We start from the raw sequence: 15,506 nt of genomic DNA, 5'->3' as shown, positions 1-15,506 counted from the left end.
CGTTCAGGCCGCCCTCGCCAGCCCGACCTCGGCCCAGATCTCCGACAAGGCCGTGACCAGCGCATCGATATCCGCATCCGAATGCAGCGGCGACGGCGTGATGCGCAAGCGCTCGGTCCCGCGGGCGACGGTCGGATAGTTGATCGGCTGCACATAAATGCCGTAGCGATCGAGCAATGTGTCGCTGATTTCCTTGCAGAGCACGGGGTCGCGCACCATCACGGGCACGATGTGGCTGGGGTTGTCGAGATGCTGCACGCCAGCCTGATCGAGCTTGCGCCGCAGCGTCGCCACGCGGTCCTGGTGCCGTTCGCGCTCGTGCGAGCTGGCCTTCAAATGCCGGATGCTGGTCAAGGCGCCCGCCGCGACCGCCGGCGGCAATGCGCTTGAGAAGATAAAGCCCGACGCAAAGCTGCGCACGAAGTCGCATACAGTATGCGAGCCGGTGATGTAACCACCGATCACGCCGAACGCCTTGGCGAGCGTTCCTTCGATGACGGTCAAGCGATCGCTGAGTCCCTCTCGATCCGAGATGCCGCCGCCGCGCGGCCCGTACAATCCCGTGGCATGCACCTCGTCGAGATAGGTCAGCGCGCCATGCTCATCGGCGACGTCGCAGATGTCGGCGATCGGCGCGATGTCGCCGTCCATCGAATAGACCGCTTCGAAAGCGATCAGCTTGGGCGCGTCGCGATCGAGATCGGACAGCTTGCTCCTGAGGTCGGCGACGTCGTTGTGCCGGAACACGCGCGTAGCGCAGCGGCTGTGCTTCATGCCCTCGATCATCGACGCGTGATTGAGCTCGTCCGACAGGATGACGCAGCCCGGCATGCGCGACGCCAGCGTGCTGAGCGTCGTCCAGTTCGAGACGTAGCCGGAATTGAACAGCAACGCGGCCTGCTTGCCATGGAGATCGGCGAGCTCCGCCTCGAGCAGCACGTGATAGTGATTGGTACCGGCGATGTTGCGGGTGCCGCCGGCGCCGGCGCCGCAGCGGTCAAGCGCCTCGTGCATCGCGGCGAGCACCTTGGGATGCTGCCCCATGCCGAGATAGTCGTTCGAGCACCAGACCGTGACTTCACGTTCGCCAGACGGCGTGTGATGCGCAGCCCGCGGAAAGGCGCCGGCCTTGCGCTCGAGGTCGGCAAAGACGCGATAGCGGCCCTCGCGGCGGAGACCATCCAGTTGGCGGCGGAAATAATCTTCGTAGTTCATGGCGGTCTCCCCTCTGAAAACTCAATGAAACGTCAATCCGTAGCGTTCGCAGCCTTGCTGGCGCGATAGGCTTGGCGGAACTGATCTTCGAGGCGCTGCTTGGCGAGTGCGCCGGGATTCTTGGTCGCAGGTCGTTCAGCTGCCGCACCGCCGGGAATGACCGCGAGAAGCGGCCGTAGCGGCGGCTCGGACGTGGGCACAACAGGCTTCTGCGCCCGCACGCTCCAACGCCAGAGGTCGACCACCGGCATCGGAAGCATCATGAACCAGTGCTCGAGCGCCCCGAGCGCCACCAGCATCGCGAGCAGCGCACAGCTCAGCGCCTCGAAGCCCGATTCCGCCTCGGCGGCAACCATAGCAAGCCAAGCCGCCGCCGCGGTCGCCACGCTCACCGAGAACGGAAATAACGCATTGATCGGCTTGCGAGCGAAATAGCTCTTCAGGAAATCGACTTGCGCCGGCAACAACTCGTCATTGAGCGTGCGCACCCCGAGGAAGAGATTGATCTTGGCGCTCTGGCGCAACACCAGCATCGCCGCGAAGGTCCACCAGCCGAGCTGGTTGGGCGCACCAGCCGTCACTGCGAATACAAGCCCCGCCGTGGCGATCAGGACAAACTCGTGATAGGCGGTGGCCTGGAGCGCAAACCAGACGCGTTCGGCCGCACCGCAGTCGCGCGGACAAGCTTCCGGCCGCGGGCCGGTGATCCAGCCTGCGAGCAACGATATCTCCACGGCACCCCAGAGCAAGATCGCACAAGTAAAGACGCAATAGGCGCCAGCCGCGGTGTGGACTTGGCTGCTCACCGCGAGCCCAGAAAGCGCAGCGACGAACAGCACCGTGGCTCCCGCCTTCAGCAGCACGCCATGCCGCGAGGGCGCGCCGACGAGCAGCAGGACCGTACCGGTGGAAAACCACCAGACAAACAGGACGTAAGGAATTGCGACTGCAGTTGCGCCCATGACGGGCCCCCATCACCAAGCGGGTTGAAGCCTGATCTCTTGCGGCAACTCGTTGCTCTTGGCCGGCAACAGGAAAAGCCGAGCGAAGGCCGTGGCGGCGGCAAGGGGCAACACGACGCGCTTGACGCGCGCGGCCAAGCCGCCGCGCGCCTTTGCGTCGGCGATCGCTTCAGCGACCTTTCGAAGCCGCTCGAGGCCAGCCAGAAAGCGGGGGTCGTCGATATCGAGCACCACTGGGAAGACCTGGCGTGAGATGTCCGACGTGATGCGAAATACCTGCATGTCGTAGTCGGTTGGCTTCATGCCGAGCGCCTTGTGGAAGGCCGGACGCATGTGGTCGCGCACATACATCGTGGCGAACACCGCGAGGAGAAAGAACTTGATCCACAGCTTGTTACGGCCCGCCAGCAAAGCTGGATCGGCGCGCATCAGCAGCGCAAACGCTTCGCCATGGCGGAACTCGTCGTTGCACCACTTTTCGAACCAGCGGAAAATCGGATGGAATTGCCGCTCCGGATTGCGCTCCATTTGCCGGTAGATCGTGATGTAGCGCGCGTAGCCGATTTTCTCCGACAAATAGGTCGCATAGAAGATGAACTTCGGCTTAAAATAAGTGTACTTCTTGACTTTGGTCAAAAAGCCGAGATCGACGCCTATACCGTGATCTTTCAGGATCTCGTTGATGAACCCGGCATGGCGCGCCTCGTCACGGCTCATATAGCTGAAGAGTTCGCGAATGTCGGGGTTCTTGATGCGCTTCTTGATCTCGGCATAGAGCACGCAGCCAGAGAATTCGGCCGTCAGCGAGCTGACCAGGAAATCCTTGAACTCCTTGCGCAGGTCCTCAGAGAGATCGTTGAGATCCCGCTCGAACTCCGTTGTCTTGACGAAATGCTTGCGGTTGAAATCCGCACGCAGGTCGGAGATCACCGCGTCCCACTCGCGCCGAACCAGATCGACGTTGAGCCGATCCATCGCCTCGAAGTCGGTGGTGTAGAAGCGCGGGCTGAGGATGGTGTCCTCGCGCGCCATGTCGGTGCTGGACGATGTCCTGGCGCCACCTTCGATCGCAATCATGATGCCCTCCCGTCCGAGAAGCTGACTTCATAGAGTTCAGTGAGTTCGAGATAGCCAGCGACATGGGTCATGAGCCGCTTGAGCGCTCCTGCGCGCACCACCGTCGCGGTGCGGCGCAGATTGACCGTGTCGCCGAACGCGATGCGAACCGGCGCACCATGGATGGTGACTTCGTCTCCCGGGCGTATTTCGACATTCCCGTCGAGGCTGACATGAGCATGCAGGCTTTCGCCGGTTTGCTCGATCTCGATGGTGCATCCGACGTCGAAGCGCCGGGAATCCGTCCTGTGCAGCAGGTTCATGACTTGGTACCTCGCATGGCGACGACGCGTTCGAAGGCTTGCATGTTGACGGCACCGAAGGCTGCGAGATCGACGCGGCGGCCGGTGGCGGGATCCTCGATTGTAGAGCGTCCGTTCGACCATTTGGCGATGACGAAGGCCGGCCCAGCGCCGACACCTTGTCGCTCGCGATCGAAAGCAAAGCTGCGCAGCACGGTGCGGACAAAGCCATCGATACCCGCAGGGACAACGCCGATGACGGCGCCACTCTCTGGCGCGACAACGGAAATCCCGCCGTCGGTGCGGTCCTCAAATCGGAACGACATGCGCTGCACGGCGGCCGATTGGTCTTCGCGAACTGCGCCGATGCCGGTGAACCGGCCGAGACCGGCGACGAAGAGCGAGAATGCGATCAGCGCGGCCGCACCGAGCAGCGCTCCGCGAGGGACCATTCTGTCAACGACGGCTGTGCTCATCGTTCCCTCCTACGCCGCGTTGGCGACTGCCGACGTCGCCTCCGCCGGACGCGGTACCGGCATGGCGGCCATCACCGGCTCCGGTGCCGGCGACGACGACGTCAGCGCCTTGCTCAGCAGATTGGCGACGCCCCGCGCATCCGGCACGCAGCGCAGCATCGGTTCGACCTTGCTGAGCCGCCACGGTCGGACATGCGGCCACAGCAGCAGGAACGCCAGTCGCCGCTCGCTGACGACTGCAATTGGCAGATCGCCGCTGCCATCGGGGTATTCCTTGACGGCCGCATTGGCGATCTGGCGGAAGGGAATGTTGAGCGTCATGGGCAGCACCGCACCAAACTGCAGCAGCACGCGCCGGTTGGTGACGCTGTAGCGGGTGGTGCGGCTGTAGAGGATCGCCAACCCAACGAGCAGAATCATGACGGCCGCGAATGGAATGGCGAGCCGGGCCGCGGCGACGGCTGCGTCGAACAGCGGCTGGCGATCCGAGATTCCCATTGCGATTCTCACGCCAAACAGCAGCGCGAAATAGATCGCGACGAGCCGAACATGAAAGACCCGGAGCGCCAGCGCCCGCGCATCCGGCCTGCCCTGCCAAACCAGACTCTCGCCCCGTGGCAGATCCAGCTCTTCAAACTGACGCGCGTGGTCGCTCACAGCAGGGGCTCCTGTCGTGAAGCCGTGGCATAGAGATTGCCGCCGCCGAAATAGCCGACGATCTTGTCTTCCTCCAGCTTTGTCACCTGATCCGGATTGGCCAGCACCGGTGCATCGGCGAATTGTCGGCCGAGGATGGATTGCACGAGCACGCGACCCTCCCGCCAACGCATCGTGATGCGGACCATGGTCATCGGCACCAGGACGTGGCGGCCGGATGCGCCCGCCGCTTCGACTTCGAGATAGCGGATCAGCATTTCGGCCCGGTCGACCCAGACCTCGCGAACGATGCCGCCGACCTCACCATCGGCACCGATCACCGGCATCCCGCGCGGATCGGGATCGCGCTCCTCCAGAGTGATGGTGGTGTCGGCGCGCAGCGGCACGATCGCGGGGATGTCGTCCATCGTGAGTTCGGGGATGTCTTCGCGATCCGCGTAAGAGGCAGCTCCTACGCCGTCGAGCATCGGATTGCCGGTCGGCACGTAGGGCGAACCGGGCCACGGTGCCATCGGCGTGACGGCCGCGTCGCGCCGGTCGTTCTTCCAATTCGGCAGGGTCGCCGTTTGACCGTGACGCAACCGATATTTCTTGAAGCCGGGCCAGGTGGGGAAGCCGGTGCCCCGGCCGCGACCGCCGTCCTCATACTGCAGCGGATAGCCTTCGCGCTTGTCCTCACGTCGCAGATAGAAGATCAGGCAGGCAAAGAAGATCCAGAAGGCATAGAGCGTCACTTGCGCGACGTCGAGGTAGCCGGTGAGATTTGATTGCATGACGTCCTCCCAAGTTGCCTAGTTTGGAAATTCCGCGAGACCGAACTCGAGCTTCTGTGGCGCTGTTGGATGCCGCGATCGCACCAGCGGCCCGATCACGGCGAGCGTTGCGAACAGCAGCCCAATCTCGATGTGGTAGACGATGCTGTATCCAGTCGCGGGACTTGCGAGCGCCAAGCCAAGACGCCCTTCGGTAGCAAGGGCCGACATCACGTCACGAATCACTCCGCCACCCGCGATCGCTGCTCCCGCCGCGGTCGCCTGCACGGCGCCCCAAGTCCCGAGCGCAAGGCCGCTCGCACCGTCCCGCGCGAGAGACATGGCTGCCGTGAGTGTACCGACGGCAAACAGGCCGCCGCCAAAGCCGATCAGCGTGGTGCCAGTCCGGAACAGCAGCGGTGACACCATCGGCGCGGAAAAGATCACGGCAGAAAATGCAGCGAGGCCCACCAGCGCGCCCGCGGCGGCGATCCGGTACGGGTCCGCTCCTTTGCCGAGGCGCCGCGCGGAGATGGCGAATCCCGCCAGCGTACCGGCTGCAAACAATGCGGTGAGCGCCGTGGTCTCGCCAACAGTGAGATGCAAAATCTCGGCTCCGTAGGGCTCGAGCAGAATGTCCTGCATCGTGAAGCCGGCGGTCCCGAGCCCTACGGCAAGGAGCACGCGCGGCGAGCCGCCCGCATTCTGGAACCTCCGCCAGGAGTCGTGGAAGCGCGGCCGCGCGATGGCGGCTGCCGTCCGCGCCGGATCGCGTGCTTCCTGCTTCCACAGCGCGACAATGTTGAGGATCATCTCCGTCAGGGCCGCGCCCTGCACCACCTGGATCAGCCGCATCTCGCTGAAATTCGCGAGCAGCGCACCGAACGTCAGCGCGCTCGCCATCATGCCCAGCATCAGCATGACGTAGAGGAAGGCGACCACGCGTGGACGCGAATTCTCCGGCGCGATGTCCGTCGCGAGCGAGAGCCCGGCCGTTTGCGTGGTGTGAAGCCCGGCACCGACCAGCAGGAACGCGATCGCCGCGCCGACCCGTCCGGCAATGATCTGGCCGGGTTCATCACCCGACAGCACCAACAGCGCAAAGGGCATGATCGCGAGGCCGCCGAACTGCAGCAGCGTCCCCATCCAGATATAGGGCACGCGGCGCCAGCCGAGCACTGAACGGTGATGATCCGAGCGGAAGCCGATCAGCACGCGAAACGGCGCGAATACCAGGGGCAGCGCCACCATCAGGGCCACCAGCCAGCTCGGCACGCCGAGTTCGACGATCATGACGCGGTTCAGCGTACCGTTCAGCAGCACCACGGATATGCCCACGGATACCTGGAACAGCGACAGTCGCATCAGCCGCGGCAGGGGGAGCTCGCGCGTCGCTGCATCGGCGAAGGGAAGGAAACGCGATCCCAGTCGCATCCAGCCCTGTGCAAGCGATGGTGAGCGCCTCGTCATCGTCGCAGCAGCTCCAACGCATGAGACTTGTAGAAGCCACTGGCGACGCGGCGGCTACGACCGAACGACCATTCATCGAGATCAGGATGTTCAATGATCAACTTCTTCAGACGCTGTTCTGTCACGGGCTCGATTGCCGGCGCGCGGTTCTCGCGCGGAAAGGCGCGCCCGACCGTGTGCATGAGCGTCAACGCGGGCGTCCGTGGCGCAAATGTGACGAGCAGCGCATGCAGCGTGCGCGCTGCCAACCCTGCAAAGATCCGCACGACATCATCCGGGCGATAATGAATCACGGAATCCATCGCGACGACAAAATCGAATTTTCCCAGCTTTGGCTCCAGCATGTCGCCCGCAACGAACCGGATGGCGCGGGGGCTGATATCGCCGGGCAACCTGCCGCTGGCGATCTGAACGAGGCTGGGCGAGATGTCGACGGCAACAACGTCGGCACCTCGTCGCGCGGCGTCAATGGAAAGCGCGCCCGTTCCGCAGCCGGCATCGAGCATCCGCGCACCGCGTAAGTCTCCCGGCAGCCAGGACAGCAGCGTTTGGCGCATCTCGTCGCGGCCGGCCCGTACTGTCGCGCGAATGCGCCCGACAGGCGCATCCGAGGTCAGCCGGCTCCAGGCCGCAACCGCCGTACGATCGAAATAGGTTTCGAGCTCACCGCGCCGTTCGAGATATCGTGCCGTTGTCATCAGTCAAATCCCAGCAGGTCAAAGATGTCGCGATCCTTCAGCGGAATGGCGTTCAGGGGCTCGGTTCCCGCCAGCAGTGATGCGGCGAGCCGCAGATATTCGTTCTGGACAGCCTCGACCTCGGGCGACGGGTCCATCTCGAACAATGTCGACTTCTTCAGCCGGCTCTTGCGGATGACGTCGAGGTCCGGAAAATGCGCGACGGTCTTCAGTCCGGTTTTCTCGTTGAATTTGTCGACCTGGTCGGTGCCGGCGCTTCGGTTAACGATCACGCCGCCGAGTCGCACGGGATAGTTGCGCGATTTGGCCTGGATCGCCGCAACGATCCTGTTCATCGCGAAGATCGAATCGAAGTCGTTCGCCGCGACGATCAGGGCACGGTCGGCATGCTGAAGCGGCGAAGCAAAGCCTCCGCAGACGACGTCTCCCAGCACATCGAAGATCACAATGTCCGTGTCGTCGAGCAGATGATGCTCCTTCAGGAGCTTGACGGTCTGGCCGACGACATAACCGCCACAACCTGTTCCCGCCGGCGGTCCTCCGGCTTCGACACACATCACGCCGTTGTAGCCGCGATAGACGAAATCGTCGGGACGGAGCTCCTCGGCATGGAAATTGACCTGTTCGAGCACGTCGATCACGGTCGGCACCAGACATTTGGTCAGCGTGAACGTGGAGTCGTGCTTGGGATCGCAACCGATCTGAAGCACGCGCTTGCCGAGCTTCGAGAAGGCCACGGACAGATTGGACGAGGTCGTACTCTTTCCGATGCCACCCTTGCCATAAACCGAAAACACCTTTGCGGATCCGATAACCACGTTGGGATCCATCTGGACTTGAACACTACCGGCACCGTCGGGGCGGCGAACCGGAGCAGACACAGAGGGCTGTCGAACCGGAATGTTCATGCGGCAACTCCCACGCCTTCGAGACGGTCTTCAAGCTGCTCCCCCGCCTTGCGGAGCGTGTCGAGCATGGCCGGGTCGGGCGACCAGTAATTTCGCTCGTGAGCCTCGATCAGACGGTTGGCGATCTTGGCCGACGCCGCTGGATTGAGCGCGGCAAGGCGCTCGCGCATGGATTCATCCAGCACATAGGTCGTCGTGATCTGCTGATAGACCCAGGGGGCAACCTGACCGGTGGTGGCCGACCAACCGACAGTGTTCGTGACATGCGACTCGATCTGGCGAACGCCTTCATAGCCGTGCGCGAGCAGAGCCTCGTACCATTTCGGGTTCAGCGTTCGCGTGCGCGTTTCCAGCGCAACCTGTTCGGAGAGCGTGCGGACGGTGCCCTCGCCCCTGGTCTGGTCGCCGATATAGACGGGCGCCGCCTCGCCGCGCGCGCGCTTCACCGCACGGCTAATGCCGCCGAGCGTATCGAAATAATGGTCGACGGTAGTGACACCGAGCTCGACGGAATCGATGTTCTGGTAGGCTGCATCGACGCCGGCAAGGACGTGGCTGAGCAGTGCGTCGCGACGGACTGGCCGGCCATCAATGCCATAGGCAAACCCTTTTCGCCGCGTATAGGCTTCGGCAAGCTCCTGCTCGTCGGTCCAGGCTCCGCAGTCGATCAGATGGTTGACGTTGGCCCCGTAAGCACCCTCGGCGTTGCCGAACACGCGGAATGCCGCTTCCTTGAGATCGCCGCCGTGCTTGGACTGATAATCGAGCGCATGCTTGCGAACGAAGTTCTGTTCAGTGGGCTCATCCGCCGCCGCGGCGAGCCATGCAGCCTCGGCCAGCAGCTTGGTCTGCAGCGGCATCAGGTCGCGGAATATGCCGGACAAGGTCATGACGACATCGATGCGCGGCCGTCCAAGTTGTTCGAGCGGGATCAGTTGCGCTCCTGCGAGCCGGCCATAGCTGTCGCGGCGCGGTTCGGCGCCGAGCAGCCACAGCGCCTGGGCGATGGGCCCGCCTTCGGACTTGAGATTGTCCGTGCCCCACAGGACCAGGGCGATAGTTTCCGGCACCGCGCCAGCTTCGCCCGCGTGGCGAGCCAGCAACCGATCGGCCTGCCGCGCTCCGTCGAGCATTGCAAACGCACTCGGAATTCGGAACGGATCAAAACCGTGCAGATTGCGCCCGGTCGGCAGCACCTCGATATTCCGCAGGAGATCACCACCGGCGACGGGACGGATATACCCGCCGTCGAGCGCATGGATGATGGCAGGCGTCTCGTGGTCCTCGGCCAATAGCTTGTCCAGCGTCGCACGCTGCCCGTCCTCGGCGATATTGGCGGCGTCCAGCAGGTCGATTCGCTGCGCAGCCGAAGGCGGCGCCCCGACAACATGGAGGCCGTGCGGTATCAGCGAGTATTCGAGCTCGATAACGGCCTTGCTGAGCGCAGACACACGCTCGGCGGCGTCATGTCCCCAGGCAGGCGTCGCCTGGGCGAGGTCGACGGCCGCGGCCTGAGCCTGGATCAGCGCAAGCGCGTCAGCGCGCTCGCCGTCCCTCGACTGCGGCGCCATCGTGCGCCAGCTGTCGAGCGAAGCTTTCAGATCGGCAAGGCCTCTGTACAGACCCGCTTTTGCGATCGCGGGCGTTAGATAACTGATCAGCGTTGCCCCGCCGCGGCGCTTGGCCAGCGTGCCCTCGGATGGATTGTTTGAGGCGTAGAGATAGAAATTCGGGAGATCGCCGATCAAGCGATCGGGCCAGCAATCACCGGAAAGACCGACCTGTTTGCCTGGCATGAATTCGAGCGCGCCGTGGGTGCCGAAATGCAGAACTGCATTGGCGCCGAAATCCTCACGAATCCAGCGATAGAATGCCGCGAACGCGTGTGTCGGCGCAAAGCCGCGTTCGAACAACAAACGCATCGGATCGCCTTCATACCCGAACGCAGGTTGCAGGCCGACGAACAGATTGCCGAACTGCTCGCCAAGAACCAGCAGGTGGCTGCCGTCGGTCTGGTGCCGGCCCGGTGCTGCGCCCCACTGCTTCTCGATCTCGGGGAGCCAGCGCTCGCGGCGCATGTGATCGTCCACCGGGATGCGCGCGGCAACGTTCGCGTCGGTGCCGAACCGCTGGGCATTGCCCTTCAATACGCGCGCGCGCAACTCCTCTACGGTGCCGGGGACATCGATCTTATACCCAGCCACCTTGAGCGACTTCATCGTGTTGTGCAGGGACTCGAGCACCGAGAGGTAGGCGGCCGTACCCGCACTGCCGCCATTCGGCGGAAAATTGAACAGCACGACCGCCAGCCTGCGTTGCGACCGCGCACTCCGGCGCAGCGCGACCAGCTTTTCCACCCGCGCCGCCAGCATGGCCGCGCGCTCCGGCAGCACGGCCATATCATGACCTGCATCGACGATGGAGGATCGCCCGCCGAACGTCATCGGCGCAATCGCGCCGTCAAGCTCGGGGATCGCCACCATCATGGTGGCCTCCACCGGCGTCAATCCGCGGCAATCCTCGCGCCATTGCTCCACGGTCTGGAATTCAAGCGGGTGCGCGGCGATGTAGGGCACATCAAGCCGCGCCAGCATCGCTTCGGCGGCGTGGACGTCGTTGTAGGCAGGACCGCCAACGAGAGAAAAGCCGGTCAGTGACACCACCGCATCGACCGTGGCGACACCATCCCGCATGAAATACCGCTCGATCGCCGGTCGGGAATCGAGCCCGCTGGCAAAGGCCGGAATGACGCGGAGGCCTTTCGCTTCGAGCGCGTCCAGAACGCCGTCATAATGCGCAGTGTTGCCGGCGAGCAGATACGAGCGCATTACGAGTACGCCGACGCGACCTGTGGCCTTGGGCGAAACCGGCAGATCTTCGATGTGCGTCACGATCTTCTGGGCGAGCTTGGGGTGATAGAGCCCGAGTTCGGGATAGACGATGGGCTCTGCACCCGAGACTTTGCCGCGCAAGGAAGAGCGCGCACCGTCGGCGTAGCGGCCGACCAGAAACTTCACGAGGCTCGCAAAATTCTGCTCCGATCCCGCGAGCCAGTATTGCAGCGTCAGGAAATAGGCGCGCAGATCCTGTGCGGTGCCCGGGATGAAGCGCAGCAGCCGCGGCATCTGCCGCAGCATCTTCATCTGGCCGGCACCGCTGGAATCGCCGGTCCGGCTGCCTCGCAATCGTTTCAAGAGAGACAGCAAACCGCCGCTAGAACCGGACATGGTGAGGCGGCCGAGCCGGGTCAGTCGCACCACCTCGCCAGCCGACAGGCACCCAATCATGGCATCGCAATGGTCCCGGCGCGCAGCGAGCGCAGGAAGCACCGCCTGGATATGCTCGTCGAGAAACAGCATCGTTGCGATGACGATGTCGCCTTGCGCGATATCTTCTCGGCAGTGCTCCAGCGCCGCCGGACTGCAGCTCCATTCGTCGGCCGCGTGAATTGCGAGATCGAGCCCGGGCAATTCGGCTCGAAGCGCCGCCCGAGCTCGCGAGGCCGCGGACGCCAAATGGCTGTCCATCGTCACGATGACGACCCGGATGGGCGTCTTGTCAGCGGCCGAAATGCGCTTTGGCATCGTACAGGGTCTCAAGAGTGATCAAGCCGACGTTGCGCTCCTGCGCGAAGCGCTCCGTGTTGCGGCGCGCCTTGCCGCGCACGAAGAACGGAATTTTGTGGAGCTCCTGCTCGGCCTCGGCGGTCCAAGTGGAGCCAGCGAAAGCAGGGGGCAGCGCGATCGGACCATGCGTCGGGCTGTCCGCAATCGGCGTTGGCTGGCTGCCGAGATGCGACGGCGCGGTGTCGTTGAATTCGGCATCTTCGCGGAACATGCCAAGAAGGTGCTCTTCCAGGCCCATCATCAGGGGATGAACCCAGGTGTCGAAGATAACATTGGCGCCTTCGAACCCCATCTGGGGCGAATAGCGCGCCGGAAAATCCTGCACATGCGAGGGCGCGGAGATAACCGCACAGGGAATGCCAAGCCGCTTGGCGATGTGGCGTTCCATCTGGGTCCCGAGCACGAGTTCAGGCTGCAGCTCGCTCACCCTCGCCTCGACTTCCAGATAATCCTCCGTGATGAGCGCCTCGACGCCGTAGGATGCTGCTGCCTCGCGCACGTCGCGGGCAAATTCCCGGCTGTAGCTGCCGAGGCCGACGACCTTGAAACCAAGCTCGTTCGCCGCGATGCGCGCCGCCGCAATGGCATGGGTCGCGTCGCCAAAGACGAAGACACGCTTGTCGGTGAGATAGGTCGAATCGACTGAACGCGCGTACCATGACGACCGCTGCTCGGCACCGGCTAAAGCTCGTGCCGGATCGATACCAGCGAGCTGCGCGACCTCATCGACGAATTGCCGTGTTGCGACGGCACCGATCGGCACCGTCCTGGTGTAGGGCTGATTGAACTGCCGCTGCAACCACTGCGCCGTCGTCAGCGCAATTTCGGGATACAGCACCACGTTGAAATCGGCTTCCGGCAAACGCGAGAGATCGGCCGGGGTCGCATCCCAGGGTGCGACGATGCCGATGTCGATCCCTAGTTCCACAATCAGCCTGGTCACTTCCGCGAGGTCGTCGCGGTGACGGAACCCAAGCGCCGTCGGACCAAGCAGATTGCAGACTGAACGTGCTCTCTTTGTCCGCCGGTTAGGGGGGCTTTCCCGGGGAGGGTGGGCGAGCGCACGCACAATGCGATACAGCGTTTCGGAGGCGCCCCAGTTCTCCTTGCGCTGGTAAGACGGCAATTCTAGCGGCACGACAGGGATCGGAAGGTCGAGTGCCTGGGCGAGACCCGCAGGGTCATCCTGAATAAGCTCGGCCGTACAGGATGCGCCGACCAGCATCGCTTGAGGTGCGAACCGCGCATAGGCCTCACGCATGGCCGTTTGCAGCAGGCCCGCGGTGTCGCCGCCAAGATCGCGCGCTTGGAAGGTGGTGTAGGTGACGGGTGGCCGACGATCACGCCGCTCGATCATGGTGAAGAGCAGATCGGCGTAGGTATCGCCTTGCGGCGCGTGCAGGACATAATGCACTCCACGCATGGCGGTCGCGATCCGCATCGCGCCGACATGGGGAGGTCCTTCATATGTCCAAACCGTGAGCTGCATCTAGGCCACCAGTCTTGCCCGGCGTACCAGCGGACGCGCGAACAATTCAGCGAGATCGCCAGCCTGCTCGTAGCCCTGGATCGGGGTGAAGATGAGTTCGATCGACCATTTCGTGGCGAAGCCTTCGGCCTCCAGCGGATTGGCGAGACCGAGGCCGCAAACGACGAGGTCGGGCGCCGCCTGACGGCAACGATCGAGTTGACGCTCGACGTCTTGTCCTTCGCTGAGACGAGCTTCCGGCGGCAGCAGCGCGAGTTCGGCCGCCAGGTGCTCCCGGTGCAGATAGGGCGTACCGATCTCGACGAGATCCACACCCAGCTCACGCGCCAGAAACCGCGCAAGAGGAATCTCGATTTGCGAGTCCGGGAAGAGAAAAATGCGCTTTCCAGTCAGCTGTGGCCGGTATCGCCCGATGGCGCGATCAGCGCGCTCGCGAAGCGGCGTGGTTACGGCATTGAAATGTGCCCCGTCGACGCTGAATTGTATCGCAGCAGCGCGAAGCCAAACGGTTGTGCCTTCGCTGCCGAGCGGAAAAGGCGCGACGATCCGCTTGCAGCCACGCTGCTCGAGCGCATGCGCAGTTTCGTGCAGGAAAGGCTGAGCCAGCAGGTAATGCGTGCTCGGACCCACCGTCGGCAGCTCCGTCGAGCGCCGCGGCGGGAGGAACGATACCAAGCTGATTCCGAGCGCTGCGAACAGCCGGCGAAATTGATCCTCCACGACATCGGCAAGCGCGCCGACGATCAATAGGGACGATGGAGCCTTCGGCCCGGCCTCGGGCAGGACAGGCACGAGCGAGGCAAGGCAGGCATCCTCGCCTTGCGTAAACGTGGTCTCGATGCCGCTTCCGGAATAATTCAGCACGCGCACAGCGGGCGAAAATTGGCGTGAGAGCCGCAGCGCGGCGCGCGACAGATCGAGCTTGATCACCTCTGACGGGCACGATCCGACCAGAAACAGCAGCTTGATGTCGGGACGGCGCGCCAGCAATTGCGCAACGATGCGGTCGAGCTCGTCATTGGCATCGACGAGGCCGGCAAGATCGCGTTCTTCCATGATCGCCGTAGCGAACCGCGGCTCGGCGAAGATCATCACCCCGGCGGCCGATTGGATCAGATGCGCGCAGGTGCGGGATCCCACGACCAGGAAGAAGGCATCCTGGATCTTGCGATGTAGCCAGACGATGCCGGTAAGCCCGCAGAACACCTCGCGCTGCCCGCGCTCGCGCAGGACATTGTCGCCGGCCGAGCAGGATTGGAGGCGCGTGTTCATGTGACCTCCTCGACAGCGACCCGGACCGCGGAACGCGGCGCGTAGTCCTGCAAGCGCGCAGCACGGAGCTTGAGGAGGAATTGCGTGGCGTTGATCGCATAGGACGTGTAGGCAGCGAGGACCAGCACCATCTGCTGCCGCGGACTTCCGATGTCGCTGATGATGGCGACGAGGTAGGCCGTGTGCAGCGCCAACACCAGCATGCTGAAGACGTCTTCCCAGAAGAAGGCGTGTGCGAAGAGGTAGCGTCCGAACACGACGCGCTCCCAGATCGAGCCCGTGATCATGATCGCGTAAAGCAGCAGTGTCTTGACCACGATGGAGCACGTGGCGATCCAGAGCCCGTCACCGGACAGGAGATATCGCAGCACCAGGACGAGGCTGATCGCGAAAGCGACGAACTGAACCGGCGCCAGGATGCCCTGCACCAGGGTCCAGGGCGTCGTGTCACGGCGACGCCTTTCCTCGATGGAATAGAGCGGCCGCGCGGTCTGCTTCGGCTGCGACGGCCACGATCCACCCGCCGCACCGAGATTGAGCCAGATCCCTAGATGGGTGGGAAATGTGAACTGTGCATCACAGCAATTGTAAAGATCGTTTGACAACGTGTCGGACGGGTGGTG

Annotated in this window: 14 protein-coding genes; all 14 read right to left on the bottom strand. The window is 63.6% G+C overall.

What is annotated here, in order from left to right; translation table 11 throughout:
- Nucleotides 1-3: 3 nt before the first annotated feature.
- The 14 genes from hemA to bchF are packed head-to-tail and all read right to left on the bottom strand — an operon-like array spanning nucleotide 4 to nucleotide 15,353.
- Nucleotides 4-1,215, bottom strand: a complete 1,212-nt coding sequence (gene hemA, locus XH91_RS02810; RefSeq protein ID WP_128949173.1) for a 5-aminolevulinate synthase — start codon at nucleotides 1,213-1,215, stop codon at nucleotides 4-6.
- Between the two features lie 32 nt (nucleotides 1,216-1,247).
- Nucleotides 1,248-2,177 (bottom strand): putative photosynthetic complex assembly protein PuhE, encoded by a 930-nt coding sequence (puhE, locus tag XH91_RS02805; protein WP_128949172.1) that lies wholly within the window; start codon nucleotides 2,175-2,177, stop codon nucleotides 1,248-1,250.
- A 12-nt stretch (nucleotides 2,178-2,189) separates the two neighbouring features.
- Nucleotides 2,190-3,254, bottom strand: coding sequence for a magnesium-protoporphyrin IX monomethyl ester (oxidative) cyclase (acsF, locus tag XH91_RS02800; RefSeq protein ID WP_128949171.1), 1,065 nt, complete (start codon nucleotides 3,252-3,254; stop codon nucleotides 2,190-2,192).
- The gene (locus XH91_RS02795; RefSeq protein ID WP_128949170.1) at nucleotides 3,251-3,556 is read right to left on the bottom strand and encodes a hypothetical protein; all 306 of its coding nucleotides are present in this window, start codon (nucleotides 3,554-3,556) and stop codon (nucleotides 3,251-3,253) included. The genes acsF and XH91_RS02795 overlap by 4 nt, the downstream gene beginning before the upstream one ends.
- Nucleotides 3,553-4,011 (bottom strand): photosynthetic complex assembly protein PuhC, encoded by a 459-nt coding sequence (puhC, locus tag XH91_RS02790; protein ID WP_128949169.1) that lies wholly within the window; start codon nucleotides 4,009-4,011, stop codon nucleotides 3,553-3,555. The genes XH91_RS02795 and puhC overlap by 4 nt, the downstream gene beginning before the upstream one ends.
- Before the next feature lie 9 nt (nucleotides 4,012-4,020).
- Entirely contained in the window at nucleotides 4,021-4,668 is a 648-nt protein-coding gene (puhB, locus tag XH91_RS02785; protein WP_128949168.1) for a photosynthetic complex putative assembly protein PuhB, read from the bottom strand.
- Nucleotides 4,665-5,441, bottom strand: a complete 777-nt coding sequence (gene puhA, locus XH91_RS02780) for a photosynthetic reaction center subunit H (protein ID WP_128949167.1) — start codon at nucleotides 5,439-5,441, stop codon at nucleotides 4,665-4,667. Before puhA ends, puhB begins: the two co-directional genes overlap by 4 nt.
- 18 nt (nucleotides 5,442-5,459) lie before the next feature.
- On the bottom strand, nucleotides 5,460-6,890 hold the full coding sequence (locus XH91_RS02775; RefSeq protein WP_128949166.1) for a BCD family MFS transporter: 1,431 nt from the start codon (nucleotides 6,888-6,890) through the stop codon (nucleotides 5,460-5,462).
- Complete coding sequence (gene bchM, locus XH91_RS02770) at nucleotides 6,887-7,588, bottom strand: magnesium protoporphyrin IX methyltransferase (protein ID WP_128949165.1); 702 nt, start codon at nucleotides 7,586-7,588, stop codon at nucleotides 6,887-6,889. The genes XH91_RS02775 and bchM overlap by 4 nt, the downstream gene beginning before the upstream one ends.
- Nucleotides 7,588-8,496 (bottom strand): ferredoxin:protochlorophyllide reductase (ATP-dependent) iron-sulfur ATP-binding protein, encoded by a 909-nt coding sequence (gene bchL, locus XH91_RS02765; RefSeq protein WP_128949164.1) that lies wholly within the window; start codon nucleotides 8,494-8,496, stop codon nucleotides 7,588-7,590. Before bchL ends, bchM begins: the two co-directional genes overlap by 1 nt.
- The gene (locus tag XH91_RS02760) at nucleotides 8,493-12,080 is read right to left on the bottom strand and encodes a magnesium chelatase subunit H (protein ID WP_128949163.1); all 3,588 of its coding nucleotides are present in this window, start codon (nucleotides 12,078-12,080) and stop codon (nucleotides 8,493-8,495) included. The genes bchL and XH91_RS02760 overlap by 4 nt, the downstream gene beginning before the upstream one ends.
- Nucleotides 12,055-13,611, bottom strand: coding sequence for a ferredoxin:protochlorophyllide reductase (ATP-dependent) subunit B (bchB, locus tag XH91_RS02755; protein ID WP_128949162.1), 1,557 nt, complete (start codon nucleotides 13,609-13,611; stop codon nucleotides 12,055-12,057). The genes XH91_RS02760 and bchB overlap by 26 nt, the downstream gene beginning before the upstream one ends.
- Entirely contained in the window at nucleotides 13,612-14,883 is a 1,272-nt protein-coding gene (locus tag XH91_RS02750; protein ID WP_128949161.1) for a ferredoxin:protochlorophyllide reductase (ATP-dependent) subunit N, read from the bottom strand.
- A complete protein-coding gene (bchF, locus tag XH91_RS02745) occupies nucleotides 14,880-15,353 on the bottom strand; it encodes a 2-vinyl bacteriochlorophyllide hydratase (protein WP_430644595.1) in 474 nt (157 codons plus the stop codon). The genes XH91_RS02750 and bchF overlap by 4 nt, the downstream gene beginning before the upstream one ends.
- Nucleotides 15,354-15,506: the final 153 nt, after the last annotated feature.

Origin of the sequence: Bradyrhizobium guangzhouense (genome assembly GCF_004114955.1) — a bacterium.
Taxonomy (GTDB): domain Bacteria; phylum Pseudomonadota; class Alphaproteobacteria; order Rhizobiales; family Xanthobacteraceae; genus Bradyrhizobium; species Bradyrhizobium guangzhouense.
The sequence above is the reverse complement of the archived record's forward strand: the minus strand, read 5'-3'. Positions and strand labels throughout refer to the sequence as shown.

Bases quoted from the DNA above. Each gene is read 5' to 3' on its own strand.
- hemA (WP_128949173.1), bottom strand. From the start codon at position 1,215: ATGAACTACGAAGATTATTTCCGCCGCCAACTGGATGGTCTCCGCCGC.
- puhE (WP_128949172.1), bottom strand. From the start codon at position 2,177: ATGGGCGCAACTGCAGTCGCAATTCCTTACGTCCTGTTTGTCTGGTGG.
- acsF (WP_128949171.1), bottom strand. From the start codon at position 3,254: ATGATTGCGATCGAAGGTGGCGCCAGGACATCGTCCAGCACCGACATG.
- XH91_RS02795 (WP_128949170.1), bottom strand. From the start codon at position 3,556: ATGAACCTGCTGCACAGGACGGATTCCCGGCGCTTCGACGTCGGATGC.
- puhC (WP_128949169.1), bottom strand. From the start codon at position 4,011: ATGAGCACAGCCGTCGTTGACAGAATGGTCCCTCGCGGAGCGCTGCTC.
- puhA (WP_128949167.1), bottom strand. From the start codon at position 5,441: ATGCAATCAAATCTCACCGGCTACCTCGACGTCGCGCAAGTGACGCTC.
- XH91_RS02775 (WP_128949166.1), bottom strand. From the start codon at position 6,890: ATGACGAGGCGCTCACCATCGCTTGCACAGGGCTGGATGCGACTGGGA.
- bchM (WP_128949165.1), bottom strand. From the start codon at position 7,588: ATGACAACGGCACGATATCTCGAACGGCGCGGTGAGCTCGAAACCTAT.
- bchL (WP_128949164.1), bottom strand. From the start codon at position 8,496: ATGAACATTCCGGTTCGACAGCCCTCTGTGTCTGCTCCGGTTCGCCGC.
- XH91_RS02760 (WP_128949163.1), bottom strand. From the start codon at position 12,080: ATGCCAAAGCGCATTTCGGCCGCTGACAAGACGCCCATCCGGGTCGTC.
- bchB (WP_128949162.1), bottom strand. From the start codon at position 13,611: ATGCAGCTCACGGTTTGGACATATGAAGGACCTCCCCATGTCGGCGCG.
- XH91_RS02750 (WP_128949161.1), bottom strand. From the start codon at position 14,883: ATGAACACGCGCCTCCAATCCTGCTCGGCCGGCGACAATGTCCTGCGC.